General features: G+C 51.9%; 12 protein-coding genes and 1 other RNA gene. 5 read left to right on the forward strand and 8 right to left on the reverse strand.

Translation table 11 applies throughout. The features are described 5' to 3' along the window. Positions 1-19: 19 nt before the first annotated feature. A complete protein-coding gene (locus tag H924_RS09470) occupies positions 20-3,157 on the reverse strand; it encodes a bifunctional [glutamine synthetase] adenylyltransferase/[glutamine synthetase]-adenylyl-L-tyrosine phosphorylase (protein ID WP_015651746.1) in 3,138 nt (1,045 codons plus the stop codon). A gap of 29 nt (positions 3,158-3,186) precedes the next feature. Then, positions 3,187-4,527, reverse strand: a complete 1,341-nt coding sequence (locus tag H924_RS09475; protein WP_015651747.1) for a glutamine synthetase family protein — start codon at positions 4,525-4,527, stop codon at positions 3,187-3,189. 198 nt (positions 4,528-4,725) lie between these two features. On the opposite strand from H924_RS09475, the gene H924_RS09480 reads away from it, so the two are divergent. Both H924_RS09480 and H924_RS09485 read left to right on the forward strand, forming a co-directional pair. After that, entirely contained in the window at positions 4,726-5,760 is a 1,035-nt protein-coding gene (locus H924_RS09480) for a hypothetical protein (protein ID WP_015651748.1), read from the forward strand. 214 nt (positions 5,761-5,974) lie between these two features. Next, the gene (locus H924_RS09485; RefSeq protein WP_015651749.1) at positions 5,975-7,783 is read left to right on the forward strand and encodes a CYTH and CHAD domain-containing protein; all 1,809 of its coding nucleotides are present in this window, start codon (positions 5,975-5,977) and stop codon (positions 7,781-7,783) included. 92 nt (positions 7,784-7,875) lie between these two features. On the opposite strand, the gene H924_RS09490 is transcribed toward H924_RS09485, so the two are convergent. Beyond that, complete coding sequence (locus tag H924_RS09490) at positions 7,876-8,058, reverse strand: hypothetical protein (protein ID WP_015651750.1); 183 nt, start codon at positions 8,056-8,058, stop codon at positions 7,876-7,878. Positions 8,059-8,219: 161 nt separating this feature from the next. Between H924_RS09490 and H924_RS09495 the strand changes: the two genes are divergently transcribed. Beyond that, on the forward strand, positions 8,220-9,524 hold the full coding sequence (locus H924_RS09495; protein WP_015651751.1) for a galactokinase family protein: 1,305 nt from the start codon (positions 8,220-8,222) through the stop codon (positions 9,522-9,524). Positions 9,525-9,561: 37 nt separating this feature from the next. Here the strand turns inward: H924_RS09495 and H924_RS09500 are convergent, their stop codons facing one another. The 5 genes from H924_RS09500 to H924_RS09515 form a co-directional block, all read right to left on the reverse strand. Then, complete coding sequence (locus H924_RS09500; RefSeq protein WP_015651752.1) at positions 9,562-10,971, reverse strand: ribonuclease R family protein; 1,410 nt, start codon at positions 10,969-10,971, stop codon at positions 9,562-9,564. Between the two features lie 39 nt (positions 10,972-11,010). Then, positions 11,011-11,427, reverse strand: an RNA gene (gene rnpB / locus H924_RS13735) — RNase P RNA component class A. Positions 11,428-11,522: 95 nt separating this feature from the next. Then, positions 11,523-12,707, reverse strand: a complete 1,185-nt coding sequence (locus H924_RS09505; RefSeq protein WP_015651753.1) for a bifunctional RNase H/acid phosphatase — start codon at positions 12,705-12,707, stop codon at positions 11,523-11,525. A 23-nt stretch (positions 12,708-12,730) separates the two neighbouring features. After that, positions 12,731-13,450, reverse strand: a complete 720-nt coding sequence (locus tag H924_RS09510) for a zinc ribbon domain-containing protein (RefSeq protein WP_015651754.1) — start codon at positions 13,448-13,450, stop codon at positions 12,731-12,733. A gap of 21 nt (positions 13,451-13,471) precedes the next feature. Next, on the reverse strand, positions 13,472-14,629 hold the full coding sequence (locus tag H924_RS09515; RefSeq protein ID WP_015651755.1) for a Nif3-like dinuclear metal center hexameric protein: 1,158 nt from the start codon (positions 14,627-14,629) through the stop codon (positions 13,472-13,474). A 99-nt stretch (positions 14,630-14,728) separates the two neighbouring features. Between H924_RS09515 and H924_RS09520 the strand changes: the two genes are divergently transcribed. Both H924_RS09520 and H924_RS09525 read left to right on the forward strand, forming a co-directional pair. After that, the gene (locus tag H924_RS09520) at positions 14,729-15,385 is read left to right on the forward strand and encodes an HAD-IA family hydrolase (RefSeq protein ID WP_015651756.1); all 657 of its coding nucleotides are present in this window, start codon (positions 14,729-14,731) and stop codon (positions 15,383-15,385) included. After that, on the forward strand, positions 15,372-15,872 hold the full coding sequence (locus tag H924_RS09525) for a low molecular weight protein-tyrosine-phosphatase (protein WP_015651757.1): 501 nt from the start codon (positions 15,372-15,374) through the stop codon (positions 15,870-15,872). The genes H924_RS09520 and H924_RS09525 overlap by 14 nt, the downstream gene beginning before the upstream one ends. Positions 15,873-15,876: the final 4 nt, after the last annotated feature.

The following is a 15,876-nucleotide window of genomic DNA, read 5'->3' on the forward strand; positions in this document are numbered from 1 at the left end:
ATCGCTCTTTAGTTTGAGGCTATTTTTCTCCCACGTCCATAGAATCCACGCCCCAGAAGACCTCATCTACCACCTGTCGACTCTTGCGAGTGACCTTCAGATAGTGCTCCAAATACTCCTGATACTCGTTAGGATCCCAGCCAGAAGCACCTGCAATCTGGGCCAACTGAGGGCCCGGAGTAGGAAGCTGATCGGCCTTTTTACCCTTCACCAGCACCAAAGCATTTCGTGCTGCCGTGGCAGTGAGCCATGCTTCCCGCAAGATTTGGGCCTGGGTTGGATTAATGATTTCCTTTTCTTCCACCACATCCAATACTTCCAAGGTGGAAGTATTGTGCAGCTCAGGAATCTCATGGGCATGCAGCATGGTGAGCAACTGGACCGTCCACTCGATGTCAGAGAGCGCTCCCCTACCGAGTTTGGTGTGAGTGTTGCGATCCGCACCGCGTGGCAGTCTTTCACTGTCCACGCGAGCTTTCATCCTTCTCACATCCCTAATTTGGGACTGAGATGCACCATTTTCGGGATAACGGAACCTATCAATAGATTCCAGGAAACGGATACCCAATTCTTTATCGCCAGCAACCCAGGCAGCACGAAGCAAAGCTTGAATTTCCCAGGTCTCGCCCCATTTTTCGTAATAATTTACATAGGACTCGATGGTTCTAACCACTGCACCTGAGCGACCTTCCGGACGCAAGCCTAGATCAACCTCAAGTGGTGGATCGCCTGATGGCTTGGCAAGGCGGGCGCGCATGGAATCGCAGATATCAATTGCCCAGGTAATTGCCTCATGCTCAGACACTCCCTCGGCAGGTTCACATACAAACATCACATCCGCATCTGAACCATATCCAAGTTCAGCACCGCCAAGGCGGCCCATTCCAATCACAGCAATCTTGGCTAGCGGATGATCTGGTTTTTGGGGATCCAAAAGGACGGCGCGAATTTCCGCATCAAGCGCAGAATCCAGCACCGCATCCCACACCAGCGACAAACTCCAACAAACTTCCTGAACGGTCAACATATTGAGCAGGTCAGCTGAGGCAATGCGAGCCAACTCTTGACGGCGTAGGGAGCGTGCCGCCTGGATGGCACGATCAGGAGAATCATGGCGCGAAACTGTTGCCTTGAGTGCCTTAATCACCTGATCAGGTGCAGTTTCCAACAATTTCGGGCCAGTTGCGCCATCACCCAATTGCTTCACAAAATCCGGGGTGGAAATAATGAGCTCAGAAATATATGGCGAGTTGCCCAAAATTCGCATGAGTCGCTGTCCCACGATGCCCTCATCACGCAACATGCGCAAGAACCAACTGCGATCTAAAGCAGCGTCGGAGAGTTTGCGGTAGTTCAACAACCCAGCATCGGGATCGGCTGTTTGAGAGAGCCATTCCATCAACGTAGGCAGCAACATCGACTGAATTTTTGCCTTACGGCTGGCACCGGCGGCAAGGGCGGTGAGGTGCTCGTAGGCACGAACCGGATGCTTATAGCCCAAGGCTGCAAGCTGTAGTTTCGCGGCTTCTGGTGAAAGTTTGATGGCGTCCACGCTGAAGTTGACCACAGAGTTAAGGAGTGGCCGATAAAACAGCTGGCTATGCAGGGATTGAATCTGCAAACGAACCTTGCGCAAGTGATTTTCCATGGCTCGGGCAGAGCTGTGCTCGCCTGATCCAGTAAAGCCGGAGGCGCGCGCCAACCATCGCATATTCATGCGATCTTCGTTCTTTGGCATCATATGCGTGCGCTTAACACGTTCTAGCTGCAGGCGGTGTTCCAATAATCGCAGAAACTCATAGGACTCAATGAGATTATTGCCGTCTTCACGGCCTACATATCCTTGTTTTACCAGGGCTTGAAGTGCCTTAACTGTGGAACGTACCCGCAATGCTTCATCTGATCGGCCATGAACCATCTGCAAAAGCTGCACGGCAAATTCCACATCCCTCAAACCACCGCGACCAAGTTTAAGCTCACGATCTCGGAGGTCTTCAGGGACGTTATCAAGCACCCTACGGCGCATTGCTTGGATATCCTCCACGAAGGATTCCCGCTGGCTAGCACCCCAAATAAGAGGTGAAAGTTGTGCTACATATTCCTGACCGAGCTTAATATCGCCGGTCATCGGGCGAGCTTTAAGCAGTGCCTGGAATTCCCACGTTTCCGCCCAGCGCTTGTAGTAGGCCATATGCGATTCAAGAGATCGCACCAGCGCACCGCTTTTTCCTTCGGGACGCAGGGCTGCATCAACTTCGAAGAAAGAACTGCATCCAATACGGATAAACTCGGCGGCCATACGGGTTGCGCGGGAGCTAGCTGGTTCTGCAATGAATACGACGTCAACGTCAGAAATATAGTTAAGTTCCTGGGCGCCACATTTACCCATGGCCATCACTGCCAAGGTGGCGTCAACTGGTTTTTCACCATAAACGTTGGTTATCGCAACTGATAGACCAGCCGTGAGTGCTGCATCGGCTAGGTCACTGAGCTGCATAGTAACGGTGGTAAATGGAAGTTGTTCCTGGCCGGTACGACGCGCGTCGTTGGGATAGGTACCCGCTAAGTCAAGTGCTGCAATGCGCATAAGGAGGGTGCGATAAGTCCACTTCAGCACCCTTTCAGCTTCTGCACCTGTAATGCCACTCTTATAAAACCCTGGAGTGGAGAGATCCTCGCTAGCTGGGTTTTCCGCCTCTGGATGATCTTCAACTTGAAGTTCAGCCGGGGTTGCCTCAACGCTCGACAACATGCGGTTGAACATCTCTTCCCTACTGGGGGCATCTTCGAGCAGCAACTTCCATTGCTCTGGATTAGCAACCAGGTGATCACCAATAGCTGAAGAACCCCCCAGCAAAGCGATAAGCCGAACTCTTAGCTTCAGATCAGTACGGATGGCTTTATCAAGCTCATCTTTAAGCCCCGGGTTCTTTTCTTCCAAGACTTGATAAAGCCTGATCAGGTGGTTAAGTGCCACGTCAGGATCGCCGGCACCGGAAAGCGCCCATAACAAATCAATGGATTCCACATTGCGCCATCCCAGCTGTTCAAGATCAGCCAAGGCATGCTCAGATTTCAGCGATAGCGAAGCTACCTTTGGCAAAGGGTCTCGGACGAAGCCGACAACTTTGCGATCATTAATTAGCGGGCCTGACATGTTAAAAGCACCTCTCCCCAAAAACCGGGTTAATAGTCAAGATTGTTACGAAGTTCCCATGGGGTGATCTGTTCTTGATAATCGCGCCATTCCTGCCACTTATTGCGCAGGAAATACTCAAAAACATGTTCTCCAAGAATATCGGCGACCAGCTCTGATTTTTCCATCAGTCGCAAAGCGTGATCAAGGCTGGAGGGGAGGTCATTGTATCCCATCGCGCGACGCTCGCGATAGCTCAAGTTGGAGATATCGTCCTCGGCTGGATCATCAAGTTCATAGCCTTCTTTAATACCTTTAAGACCAGCACCCAGCATGACAGAGAAAGCCAGATATGGATTACACGCAGTGTCAGGCAATCGGATCTCAACCCGGCGCGATTCTTCCTTGTTGAGTCGGTAAGTAGGCACACGGACTAGCGCTGAACGGTTGGAGACTCCCCAGGTTGCAGCAGTTGGAGCTTCATTTCCATAAACAATGCGCTTATAGGAGTTCACCCACTGGTTGGTTACAGCAGTAAATTCAGGGGCATGGCGCAAGATACCGGCGATAAATTGCTTTGCAGTCTTTGACAACATGTAGGGATCATCTGGATCGTGGAAGGCATTGGTATCGCCTTCAAACAATGACATGTGGGTGTGCATTGCGGAACCTGCATGCTCCTGGAAAGGCTTAGGCATAAATGACGCGCCCACACCCTGGTCTCTTGCGACCTGCTTCATGATGTAGCGGAAGGTCATGATGTTATCTGCCATGGTCAAAGCATCAGCATGGCGTAAGTCAATTTCTTGCTGGCCAGGCGCAGTTTCATGGTGGGAGAACTCAACTGGGATTCCGAGTTCTTCCAGTGCAACCATGGCGTTGCGGCGGAAATTCGGGGCCTCATTGAACGTTGCCTGGTCAAAGTACCCACCATTGTCAGTAGGAACTGGTGGCTGGCCGTTAGTTCTAAGGCTTTGCACCAGATAGAACTCAATTTCGGGTGAAATCATGCAGGTTAGGCCTTCATCGGCAGCTAATTGGACCTGTCGACGCAAAACCTGGCGGGGGTCCGAGAAGGAAGGTTTTCCATCTGGCATTGTCACATCGCAGAAAAGACGTGCTGCCTGCAGTTTGGAAACCCCAGCTTCTAATGGCAGCACCTGGAAGGTTGATGGATCGGGGCGCGCAATAGTGTCAGCCTCAGAAACGCGGGCATAGCCTTCAATGGCTGAACCATCAAAACCAATTCCCTCTTCTAGCGCAGATTCCAACTCTGCTGGAGCCACGACAACTGACTTCAAATGCCCAAGAATGTCGGTAAACCACAAGCGCACAAACTTGATATCGCGTTCTTCAATGGCGCTAAGGACAAATTGCTGTTGGCTGTTCATGTTCACTAATTTACGCAGCGACTGGACACCAATTGTGAAAACTACCCCTTCTTGCCACCTATGGGGGTAGGTTTTCAGGCTAACAGTGCATGTTATAAAGTTTTCCCTCCGCATGGGGGTAGGCGGAGTCCGATGTGGCTAGTTAATTAGGAAGTGCAAGAAAATTAGAACACATCTACGAACTAACGGAGTTTGATTGTGACCACTTCATATGAACTACCCACCAACCCTGGATTTTCCTCCTCTGAGATACGTTATCGTGCTGACCTGGTGGAAGAGATCATCAAGAAACTATCCTTGAGCGCACAAATGGGCTGGACGCCACAAGATCTACGGCATGAGCTCAAGGTCCATGTTGATCCGCTGCTTAATACTGTGATCAATGAGCAGGTTGGTGCAATTCCACCAGAGCTCTTTGATTATTGGTGGAATCAAACCACTCCGGATCCATTGCCGATGCCTTCTGTTACCACTTTGCAGGCTATTATCAACGGCCTCAACCAGCTTGAACCGCTACCTGATTGGCCTTTGCTCCCTTCCCCTTTTAGAAGTGAACTCGATTGCCCTGCTTTTGCAGATACTGCTCACTATGGAATTCGCCTCGAGATTTCGCGGCTACTCAAGAACGCAGAATCCACCAATCTGGAAGCAGAAGCCCAACATCTTCTCATGGAAGCAGAAAAGCATTATCAGCGACTTCGCTGCGAAACTCTCCTTCGCCGTTCTTATAATTCAACGTCGCTGCAAGAAGAGAAGGTGATAGCAAAGCGGATCTACTTACCTGCGCCCTGGGTTCGGAAACAGTTCCAACTCCTATTTGCTACCGCAGCAGCATATGACTGCGGGGCGTGGATTTTCACCAAGTCAGGGATTGCCACCGTAATTGGAGTTGAAGACGATGTAATTCATGTTGCCGAGCTCTTTGAAAGCCTTAATCGGCAAAGAGAACGCTTTATGAAGTTAATGTCGATCCAGCCAGTTGCCCACTCGACCGAATCCACTAGTTCCTTGCGCCGCACTTTTATGTCGAACTACACCGCGCAAATGTCTGAGATTCTTTTTGACGCTTTTAAATCCGTCTTAAGTGAGCTTGAAAAAGAAGCACCGAATGCTTCTCAATCACTCCATGCCGCCTGTGTGGATCGCCGGAATAATTTCCGTCTATCAATGCCGGACTTTTACTCTTCACGAAACAGCTGGGAGGAGCTAATGCGATATGCGATCGATAGGTAATCAGATTCTTGATCTCCCATAATTGATTTGATGCGACCTATTCAGAAATGATTATGAAAAGTGCAATCAACCGGGGGTTAACATGCTGTGCGGGAGTTTTCCCGCGTAGCATGTGAAGTACATAGAAGGTCCTTCACCGGCCACCTTTCTTGGTATCCGATCAACTTTGATCAATGACATATCACTGAGCAGCATGAGAAACGGGTAGGTAATAATGAACCAGCATTTGGAAGTGGAAGCAAAGTTTTCAGTTAGTGAATCCACACAGATTCCAAATCTTGGCGAGATCACAGGGGTTGACCGAGTAGATCGCACCGAGATTCATAACCTAAGTGCAGTTTATTTTGACACCGAAGATCTTCGACTTACCCGTTCTAAAATCACGTTGCGCCGTCGCACCGGTGGAAATGATGCTGGCTGGCACATTAAATTCCCAGGCGAAGTTGGTCGTCGTGAAGTTCAAGCAAGTCTCGACGCTGAAGGCGCTAGCGAAAGCAGCGCACCTAAAGAGTTACTAGGTCATATCCGTGCCTTGGTTCAGGGACGCCCCTTGCTTCCCATCGCACAGGTAGATAATGAGCGCCATATGTCTTACCTGGTTAACGCAGAAGGTGAACTACTTGCCGAGTTCTGTGACGACCATGTTTCCACAGTGTCTTATCTTCCAGGTGGCGTGCGCAAGCAATGGCGCGAATGGGAATTAGAACTCAGTGACGCCGCCCTGCAAGATGAAACTGGCATGGCATTGCTTGAAAATGCTTCCCAGACCTTGCAAGCGGCTGGTGCTTTCCCATCCTCTAGCCCTTCCAAGCTATCTTCTGCGTTAGATAATTCCATCAATTACGCGCCTACTCCTCCACAAATGGCAGAGCTAGAGGAGGGCGATCCGGCACGCGGTGTACTGGCTGCTATTGCGGCCAATGCCACCAAGATTGCGGAATACGATCCCAAGGTGCGTGCCGATGAGTATGATTCCGTACACCAAATGCGCGTAGCCACCCGGGAGTTGCGCAGCCACCTGCAAACCTTTGAAGGCATTCTCGGCGGCGAGGAATACCTCAAGATCGAAAAAGAATTAAAGGTTCTGGCCACTATCCTGGGTCGTGCGCGCGATGCAGAAGTTATTGAAGAACGCCTTGCTTCTTTGGTGGAAACTGAGATCGGTGACGCGATTGAAGAAAGCACCAAACAGGAATTGCTGGAAGATCTACGCGCCGAGTACCAGCGCGAGCATGCTCGTGTAGTACGTGCTCTCGATGATGATCGCTACACCAATCTTTTACAGTCTTTGGAAGATCTCCTAGTTAATCCCCCATTGGTCACTGAAGGAGAGGAAGAAGCTGAAAAGGCAGTAGAAATTGAACCTGCCACTGAGCAGTCTGAGCCTGCAACAGCAGAAGCTGCCTTCGTCGAAGAGACAGCCGACAACGCAGAAACTGAAGAAACCCCAGCTGATGATTCCGTAGAAGCAGCTCCTGAAGCTGAGGTTACTGAAGAGCCCGTCAATGCTGCACCTCAGGAAAATAAGGAAAAGAAGCCTGCCAAGGTTGATGCCGCGCTAGTGCTGCTCACCCACCTCGATAAGGCTCACGCCAAGCTCGTCAAACTGGATAAGAAGGCTCGTAAAGAGTGGGCAAACTCCGAGCTTTCTGCCCTAGAGCGCGAAGAAAACTACCATAACGTGCGTAAAGCTGCGAAGAAGTTACGCTATAGCGCCGAGGCAGTTTCCAAGGCTACTGATGTCAATACCAAGAAGCTCTACAAAGCTTGCAGCACGTTGCAGTCTGTACTGGGTGATTTCCAAGATGCGATTACCTCTCGCGAGGAGCTCTTGCGTCGCGCTAAGGCAGCCAGCCGTCAACAGCGCGACACCTTTGCCTATGGTGTGCTCTACCAGCATGAACACACACTTTCCCGCTCCTACTTGGAGGGCTACCCAGAAGCCTTCAAAGAAGTAGAAAAGGCTTATGAAAAGCTCGAGGAAGAAACCGCTAAGCGAGTTAAAAAGTCTCAGCGCAAATAATCACTTGCTGCGCTAGCACCTACACAAAGGTGGGCTGATCCAACATAGTTGTTGGATCAGCCCACCTTCGTTTTACCCCTCACACAACGGGATTAATCGTCTGCTTCATCCCAATCGTCCCCAGCTTCGGTGCGAGCTGCTGCAATTTCGATGGCTTTGCGTGCTTCAGCTTCGGAATCATAAGGACCCATGCGGTTTTCAAAACCAGCGCTTTTACCTTGGGAGACCTCTTTGGTGGAAAGATCATAAAACCACTTCTCGTCTGCATCACTCATACAGTCCAGCTCCAATCCCATGAATACGATTTTCCAATAGTCGCCCCCACTATAGTGCCGTCCTTTGTTGTAGCGCAGACACTGAAAAATCCGCGTCAGCCATACTCAGGCTAGAGTGGATCTGTTCTATTGTTTTCTATTTGGGGGAGGCTTTTAGCCCAATGGCCATTTGGCAGCCAGAATTACTCAATCCGCAGGGTCAACCCATTGAGTTAGCCCCGAATTCCATGTTGGAAACTTGCGTAGCACACCACCGGCATCACTTTAATAAGGAGCCTAAAGGTGCTGCTACAGCTCCCTCCACATGGTCGATGATCGGAGAACATACCGATTATGCAGGCGGCGTGGTCCTCAGCACCATGAGTAATTGGGCAACTGCGGTTGCCGTGGGTCCAAATTCTGAGAAAACAATCAATGTGGTCCTCATCGGGGCGCAGGGAAACGTCGAAAAGCACTCAATTAGCACCGCCGAGGTCAACGCGCGCGCCCAGGCCCAGTTGCTCACACATGATAATTTGGGTCGCGCGGTCACTCCCCCGCTGCCAGAGGGCGGTATTGCCGCCCGGCTGGGTGGCATTGCCTGGACCATGATCCATAAGCAAATGCTTTCCCGTGACACTAAAGGTCTTAATATCACTGCCCTAAGCAGCATTCCCAATGGCGTGGGTCTTGGCGAATTTGCAGCTTTGGACATTGCCTTAGCCCTGGCGCTTTTCCAGGAAGAAATTGATGAAGCTCCAGTTCGCGCCCGGATCGCTGATATTTGCTCTCATGCGGCGTTTATGTTTAGTGAGTCGACAGCTTTGCGTGCGCGCCACACCACAGCTTTGCGCGGGGAAAGCGGCAAGATGTCAGTTATTGATTATTCCGATGGCTCAGTAACTCAAGCACCCCATCCGGTTAGTCGGACTGCTGGTTTACAGGCCTACTTGGTTGCGGCGCCCCATGATCATAAATTGGACGTAGCGCTGCACACTCATCGTCGCCACGCTTTTATTGATGAGGCAAGCAGGGCTTTTAGTACGGAATCTTTGCGCCGGCTACCCGATGCCGCCACCCGCGTGGTGGATTGGCTGCAGGCAGTTTTGGAGGTCACGGGCCGTCAAGATCTGCCAACCGTCGAACAAGCTGGGCATTGGTTGCGGTTCTGGGAGGCAGAAACCCAGCGCGCACAACAGACCTCCAGCGCACTGCGCTCGCGTCGACTCCCCCAGCTTGCAGCTTTGCTGGCCACCTCGCAACGCGAATTAGACGAGGTCTACGGCATTTCCACGCCAGACAGCGCACTTGCGCAACTGTGCATGGAACGCGGCGCATTCTCGGCGCGCTGCTCCAGCGCCGGGGTGTCAAAGGGCATCATTGCGCTTATCGACGAAAAACGTGGTGGGAATTTCGCAGCTGACCTAGCTGCGGACGGACTAACTGTCATCCCGTTGGGCCACGGCGAAACCGCAGCCCAAGCCTAGTTCCTAATTAGTCAGCTTTAGTGAGCTTTAGTCAGCCTTAATCAGCGGGCCAGGCAAAAAGGACTTCCCTTTTCACCACATCTGCCTTAACTAGGGTTACCTCTTGGTGTGTTCCTTGCATCGGTGCGCCACTACATTTAGCCAACACCGGCGGATTGAGAATAAACAGTCGAGCCTGGTTTTTCTCAGGCTCACTAGTCAATACCACCGATTGGAAATTCTGACCCTCCCAGAATTTCAATACCGTTGCTTCTGCCAAATCCAGGCAAGCATTATCCACCTGGCTGGCATGGATGGAGGTGAATTTCATGGATTCCAGCACCTGCTCTTCCACGGCAGTCACCCAAGCTGGCACCTCGGTGTTGGTGGCAATAGCCAAACAATGCTCAGTAGCAAAGCGATCGATCAAACGCCTCAGAGGTGCGGTGACGTGGGAATAATAACCGCCTACTCCGGCATGAACCTCAGGGGTGCCATTATGCACACTGACATAGCCTGAACCTCTTAAAAGCTTTTGGGCCTCGCGCTGAATAGCCATTCCTTGGGGAGTATTGGGATCAACTCCTTGCAGGAATTCTCCTATGGCTTGCTCAGGCGCAATCTCAAAACCCAGCGCTTTTGCTTCTGCCCTAAAAGTGGCCTCAGCTTCTGGAGTTGCCGGAGCCAAAGTACGTAGTAAACCGTGTCCGGCCTGAACCATCATGTCCCCCGCAACCATGCCACAGAGTAGGGAAATCTCTGAGTTGTAGTCCATGATGGGCAGGCGAGGTTCAATGACAATTTCATAGTGCTCGCCAGCTTCTTCATTAGGTACTTTAACTACCCGTTGGCTGGGAATGGCCAAGTTGACAGCATCGCGGCGCAATGCGCTTTCTTGCCTTAATCGCCCAACTTCAGGCAGGTGAACAATAGAAGGATGCAGCTTTCCAGCTTCCAGATCTTGCTGAGCTTGTTCATAATCCAGGCGTGCCTGGGATTGCACCATGGCACGACGCACTGTGGAACTTTGGACTTCACCCAGGGAATCCAATTGGATTGACCACACCACTGCGGGCCTTAATTCTCCTGCAAGCAAACTCGCTGCGCCTTCGGAAAGTTCTTCTGGATGCAAACGAGCTGGAGCATCGGGCAGGTAAATGGTTTGACCGCGGGCGATTGATACCGCTTCTAATTCACTTCCGGGTTGCACAAAAGCTGCAACATCTGCAATGGCATAGTGCACCAAAAACCCGTTGTCGGTGGCTTCAATAAGCACTGCTTGGTCAAGGTCTTTGGAACCAATTGGGTCAATTGTGACAAAGGGAAGGTGGCTTAGGTCCTCGCGTTGTGCAGCAAAACGGTCGGTTGCCGTGGCTGCTTCCTGATGGATGTGAGGCTCAAAACCACGTACCACCCCGAATTCCTCTGCAACTGGATCAAAGTCTAGGGCTGCGGCATAAAGCTTCATGCGCTCCAATTGTTCCATACCTAAGGTGGCGATGCAGGGCGAATGAGCCGATCTATAAGCCGGATTCTGTCCCACCTGACTTAGCAAGCTAAGACTGTGGCGGTGATCATCCATCTCGTCGCAGCCATTGCTGACTGCCTCTAGCAGCTACCTGCAGGCTAGGCGAGCAGCCATAACACCTGCACAGACATACCATTAGATACGTCCTCATGCCTTGCTCCCGGTGGGGTTTACCTGGCCAGACCAGTCACCTGACCTGCCGGTGCGCTCTTACCGCACCCTTTCACCCTTACCGCCGGCAAAACCGACGGCGGTTTACTTTCTGTTGCACTTTCCCGCAGCTCGCGCCGGGTTGTCGTTAACAACCACCGTGCTCTGTGGAGTCCGGACTTTCCTCGGCCGATGCCTAATTGCTCACGCAACTGGTTCACCGAACGCAATCACCCAATCGACTCATTCGCAGAAACTCACATTACACCTGTTTCCACCAGCTTCTAAAATACCCCCAAACCTGAAGGTTCAGGTCTGAGGGTAAGTGCTATTAGCGCAGCTTAAGCATCCAAATGGGAGGTGTCATTAAAAAGACGCAAACAACTAGGACCATCGGCATGGAATTCCGTAATAGACAAGGAAGCCAAATCTAGGTGAGCTTTTTTGAAGAAAGCTGGACCAGCATCAAGGGCCTGCCTAATCAAGGACTTAATCGGGGTGACATGGCTAACCACCAGCACATTGGCAGCGCCGTATTCTTCTTGCAGCTCTTGCCTTACTCCCTTGATACGACGGTGTACTGCCTGCAAGGATTCACCACCAGGAGGTGCAACTGAGGTATCTTTAAGCCATTTATCGTGCAGCTCAGGATCCAAATCTCGGGCCTCATCAAAGGTCTTGCCATCCCAGAGCCCAAAATCAGCTTCGATCAGGCCATCCACAATGCGGACATCCATGCCCAATGCCTGAGCTACTGCCTCTGCGGTTTGACGGGTGCGTGTTAAAGGAGAGCTCACAATGGCATCAATGCCACCACGCTGGGCCAAACGTCGCGCAGCTGCAGCTGCTTGCTGCTCACCCAAAGATGACAGTGGCGGATTGGAACGACCGGAATATTGACGCGCCGCCGACATTGCAGTTTGGCCGTGTCGGAGCAAAAGGAAGCGAGTGGGATCGGTGGTGGCACCATTCCAATTTGCTGGTTTGGTGACATCACAGTTGAGGTCCTTGGCACTGCCCTCAGCGCCCGAGCCAGTGTCAGCGCCAGCGCCAGCGCCAGCGCCAGCGCCCGAGCCCGCAGCTGAATCAGAGCCACCCACCGGTCCTTCAGGCTTACCAGCTGCAGCTGCATCCATGGCCACGTTGGAAAGCGCGTCGGCACGCTTATTTTTCTCACGTGGAATCCAGGTGTAGCTCACCGGACCAATAGCTGCGGCAATCTCGCGGGCTTCGTTAGCCATGACCTTCATATCTGGATGCTTAATCTTCCAGCGTCCAGACATTTGTTCAACCACCAATTTGGAGTCCATATAGACATCCACCTCGGTGGCACCAAGTTCACGAGCAGCCTTGAGGCCTTCCAAAAGCCCACGGTATTCTGCGACGTTATTGGTTGCTTTGGTGCCCACCACATAGGCAATTTCACGGAGTACTTCAGCTTTGTTGTCTGAATACACCACGGTGCCGGAGCCAGCAATGCCAGGGTTTCCGCGGGAGCCACCATCAGCTTCAATAATTAGTTTCATAGAATCTGCCTCAGCCTTAAGTCTTAGGAAATATCGCGGATCAGGTAGGAACCGCACTCTGGGCAATGAGGAACTTCATTGGCAGGAGTGTTGCGGATCTCAGCGATGCCATTGGCTGGCAGCACCATCGCACAACCACCACAGGAACGGCCGTTAAAGAGAGCTGCGCCAATGCCATTTTCAATACGCTGCTCGCGGAATTCCGCGATGACATCTGCAGGTAATTCTTCTTCAAGGCGAGCGATAAGTACAGAAGGATCTTCTACTTCCCCGGCGCGCACGGTTGCTGCTGCAACAGCGTCGCGAGCCTCTGTAACCTTGCGCTCTGCATCCTTCACACGAGATTGGGAAAGGTCGCGGTTGTTGCGCAGCGCGTGGACTTCATTATGAGCTTCTTGGAGCTCGCTCATGAGGTCTGCGATACGGGACTTTGAGGTGTAGATATCGTGGGTGAGGTCGCGGCGACGGTCCTCATCGGTTTCCGCACCGAGAGCATCCTGGCCGTCCTTCTTGCGCAGACGTAGCTTGCGCTCATCAGCTTGGATGCGCAGGATTTCGGACTCCATGTCATCAACAGCCATTTGAGCAGCAGCTGCTGCATCACGCAGTCGGGTTTGTTCAGCAATTGCCTTGTCCAAAGCAACCTGTTCTGGGCTTTCCTTGGTGGCCAGCTTGGCGTCTTTTAGGCGCAATGCGGTTGCTAGATCGAGCAAAAGCTTCTGCTTTGACTGTTCCAATTTCATGGGGGTTCTCCTCTTTAGTTCTCAGTTATCGCCAACATCGTGCGCGGACTTTGTTGCCATTGTCCACGGATCGGTGCGGATGGAAAGTACAGTGACCTCGGTTTGTGGTGCCTGGGCCGCAAGCAGTTCTTTTACCTGCTGGGTCCAAGGGAATTCACTTGACCAATGCGCAGTATCTACTACTGCTGGGCCACCCTCGCGTAGATATTCGTCTACCGGGTGGTGCCGCAGATCGGAGGTAACGTACACGTCTACTCCGAGCTTAATCACGTCACTTAAGAAACTATCACCTGACCCTGATGAAACAGCTACGCGGGATACCATTTGATCAGGATCACCCGTTGCGCGCACACCCCAAGCCGTGGTGGGAAGTTGATCGGCAACTTGTTGCACAAAATCGTCCAGGCGCATTGGTGTTGGCAGATCTCCTACCCGGCCCAGACCATAGGCATTTTCCAAATCGCCAGTAGGTTCCATCTCCACGATGTCAAAGGCCGGTTCCTCATAGGGATGTTCCTCATGCAAAACCGCAATCAGGGCGCCGCGTAAGCGCCTCGGGGCGACAAATTCCAGGCGCAACTCGGCGTCTCTAAAGAGCTTTTCGACGCTTCCCTCCGTCGGATTGGCACCCTCCAAAGGCTTAAACTGCCCAGTTCCTTCGATTTCAAAGGCACATTCGCGATAATCACCAATGGCGCCGGCTCCTGCGTCGAAAAGCCTCTTTTTTAAATGCTCTGCATCTTTATGCAGCATGTGCACGCCCCATTTATCCATGGCGCCGAGATAACGCGGCGCAATAGGACGGCCCGGGGTGATGCCCACGAGCTCTGCGAGTTTGTCATTAACTCCAGGACGCGCGGAATCCGCATTGGTATGAGCGGCAAAAAGCGCAACACCTCCGCGGATGAGGGTGTGCAACACCTTACCTTTGGGTTCATCGGCAGCAACGGAAGTTACCCCACGCAGCAGGAGCGGATGGTGGATAATGAGCATGTCCGCGCCCATTTCCACGGCTTTTTCGGCAACTTCTTGGGTGCAATCAAGAGCCAGTGCGATCTTTTTAACCGAGTCTTGAGGATCGCCACAAATAAGACCAACCTTGTCCCAGCTTTCCGCAAGGGCTGGCGGATATGCCTGATCCATGAGGCGGCGAATATCTGCGACGGTTAAAACACTCACTATTTAAACTCCTGATCAGCTTTTTATGCCCGAGCTTTTATTCTAGCCGAGCCCAGAGACCGCCACCGGAGCGAAGGTTTTTCTGGCAAAGTAAAGACTATGAAAGATAATTCCAATAAGACCTTGCTCTTTGATCTTGATGGCACCCTGGTGGATTCCTTCCCGGGAATTCGCACTTCCTTCCTCCATACCTTGCAAGAAATGAACTGGGAGATTCCTACGGAGGAACGCATCAATCGAGTCCCTGGCCCTCCCATGGAATGGACTTTGCAGGATTTGGGTATGTCACCTGCCCAGGCTCAAGAAGGTCTCAAGATTTATCTCAAGCACTATGGCGAGGTCGGCTGGGATATGTCTTCTGATTTCCCAGGTATGCGCGATTTACTGCTACGCCTTCAAGATGAGGGCTTTAGATTGTGCACTGCCACCTCCAAGGGCGAGTTTTTTGCTGAGCAGGTTTTAAAGAAATTCAATATGTTTGAGCTTTTTGAATTTATGGGAGCTGCTCAGGAAGATGGTCCCCGTCGTACAAAACCTGCAGTTATTAAACATGTTTTGGATAGTGTGGGATTAACTGATCCAGCAAATATCCTTATGATCGGTGATCGTTCCCACGATATTGAGGGTTCAGCCGAATTTGGCATTGATTGCGTGGCAGTGACCTGGGGTTATGGTGAGGCTTCCGAGTGGGAAAAGGCTCGTTATACCGCAACCTCCGTCGCCGAACTAGAAGGGATTATCCATGAGTGGGTCTAATTTCACCTTGCCTCTAGAAATCGTTTTTGTTTGCACTGGCAATATTTGCCGTTCCCCCATGGCTGAGGTCATCGCCCGTGCCAAGGCGGAAGAAGCAGGTCTTGGAGATAAAGTGAACTTCTCCTCCTGCGGTATGGGTGATTGGCATGTGGGCCAGCCTGCAGACAAAAGAGCTGTAGCTGAGCTCAAATCCGCCGGCTACGACGGCTCCACCCACCGTGCAGCGCAACTCGGTCCGGAGCATATGCGGGCTGATCTTTTTGTGGCACTCGATTCCGGCCATGCCCACGAGCTTGCAGCCACCGGCGCACCCAATGACAAAATCCGCCTCATGCGTTCTTTTGATCCAGAGTCCGACCCTGAAGACGATGTTGCGGATCCTTATTATGGCACTCAGCAGGACTTTGCTTTGACCCGTCAAAATATTGAGGATGCAATGCCAGGTCTTTTGGACTGGGTTGTTAATCACACCTCTGATCGCACTTAGCTCT

The sequence above is a fragment of the Corynebacterium callunae DSM 20147 genome (genome assembly GCF_000344785.1).
In the GTDB taxonomy this organism is placed as follows: Bacteria; Actinomycetota; Actinomycetes; order Mycobacteriales; family Mycobacteriaceae; genus Corynebacterium; species Corynebacterium callunae.

Coding starts and splice junctions, on each gene's coding strand:
- H924_RS09470 (WP_015651746.1), bottom strand. CDS start 3,157: ATGTCAGGCCCGCTAATTAATGATCGCAAAGTTGTCGGCTTCGTCCGA.
- H924_RS09475 (WP_015651747.1), bottom strand. CDS start 4,527: ATGAACAGCCAACAGCAATTTGTCCTTAGCGCCATTGAAGAACGCGAT.
- H924_RS09485 (WP_015651749.1), top strand. CDS start 5,975: ATGAACCAGCATTTGGAAGTGGAAGCAAAGTTTTCAGTTAGTGAATCC.
- H924_RS09490 (WP_015651750.1), bottom strand. CDS start 8,058: ATGAGTGATGCAGACGAGAAGTGGTTTTATGATCTTTCCACCAAAGAG.
- H924_RS09495 (WP_015651751.1), top strand. CDS start 8,220: ATGGCCATTTGGCAGCCAGAATTACTCAATCCGCAGGGTCAACCCATT.
- H924_RS09500 (WP_015651752.1), bottom strand. CDS start 10,971: ATGAAGCTTTATGCCGCAGCCCTAGACTTTGATCCAGTTGCAGAGGAA.
- H924_RS09505 (WP_015651753.1), bottom strand. CDS start 12,707: ATGAAACTAATTATTGAAGCTGATGGTGGCTCCCGCGGAAACCCTGGC.
- H924_RS09510 (WP_015651754.1), bottom strand. CDS start 13,450: ATGAAATTGGAACAGTCAAAGCAGAAGCTTTTGCTCGATCTAGCAACC.
- H924_RS09520 (WP_015651756.1), top strand. CDS start 14,729: ATGAAAGATAATTCCAATAAGACCTTGCTCTTTGATCTTGATGGCACC.
- H924_RS09525 (WP_015651757.1), top strand. CDS start 15,372: ATGAGTGGGTCTAATTTCACCTTGCCTCTAGAAATCGTTTTTGTTTGC.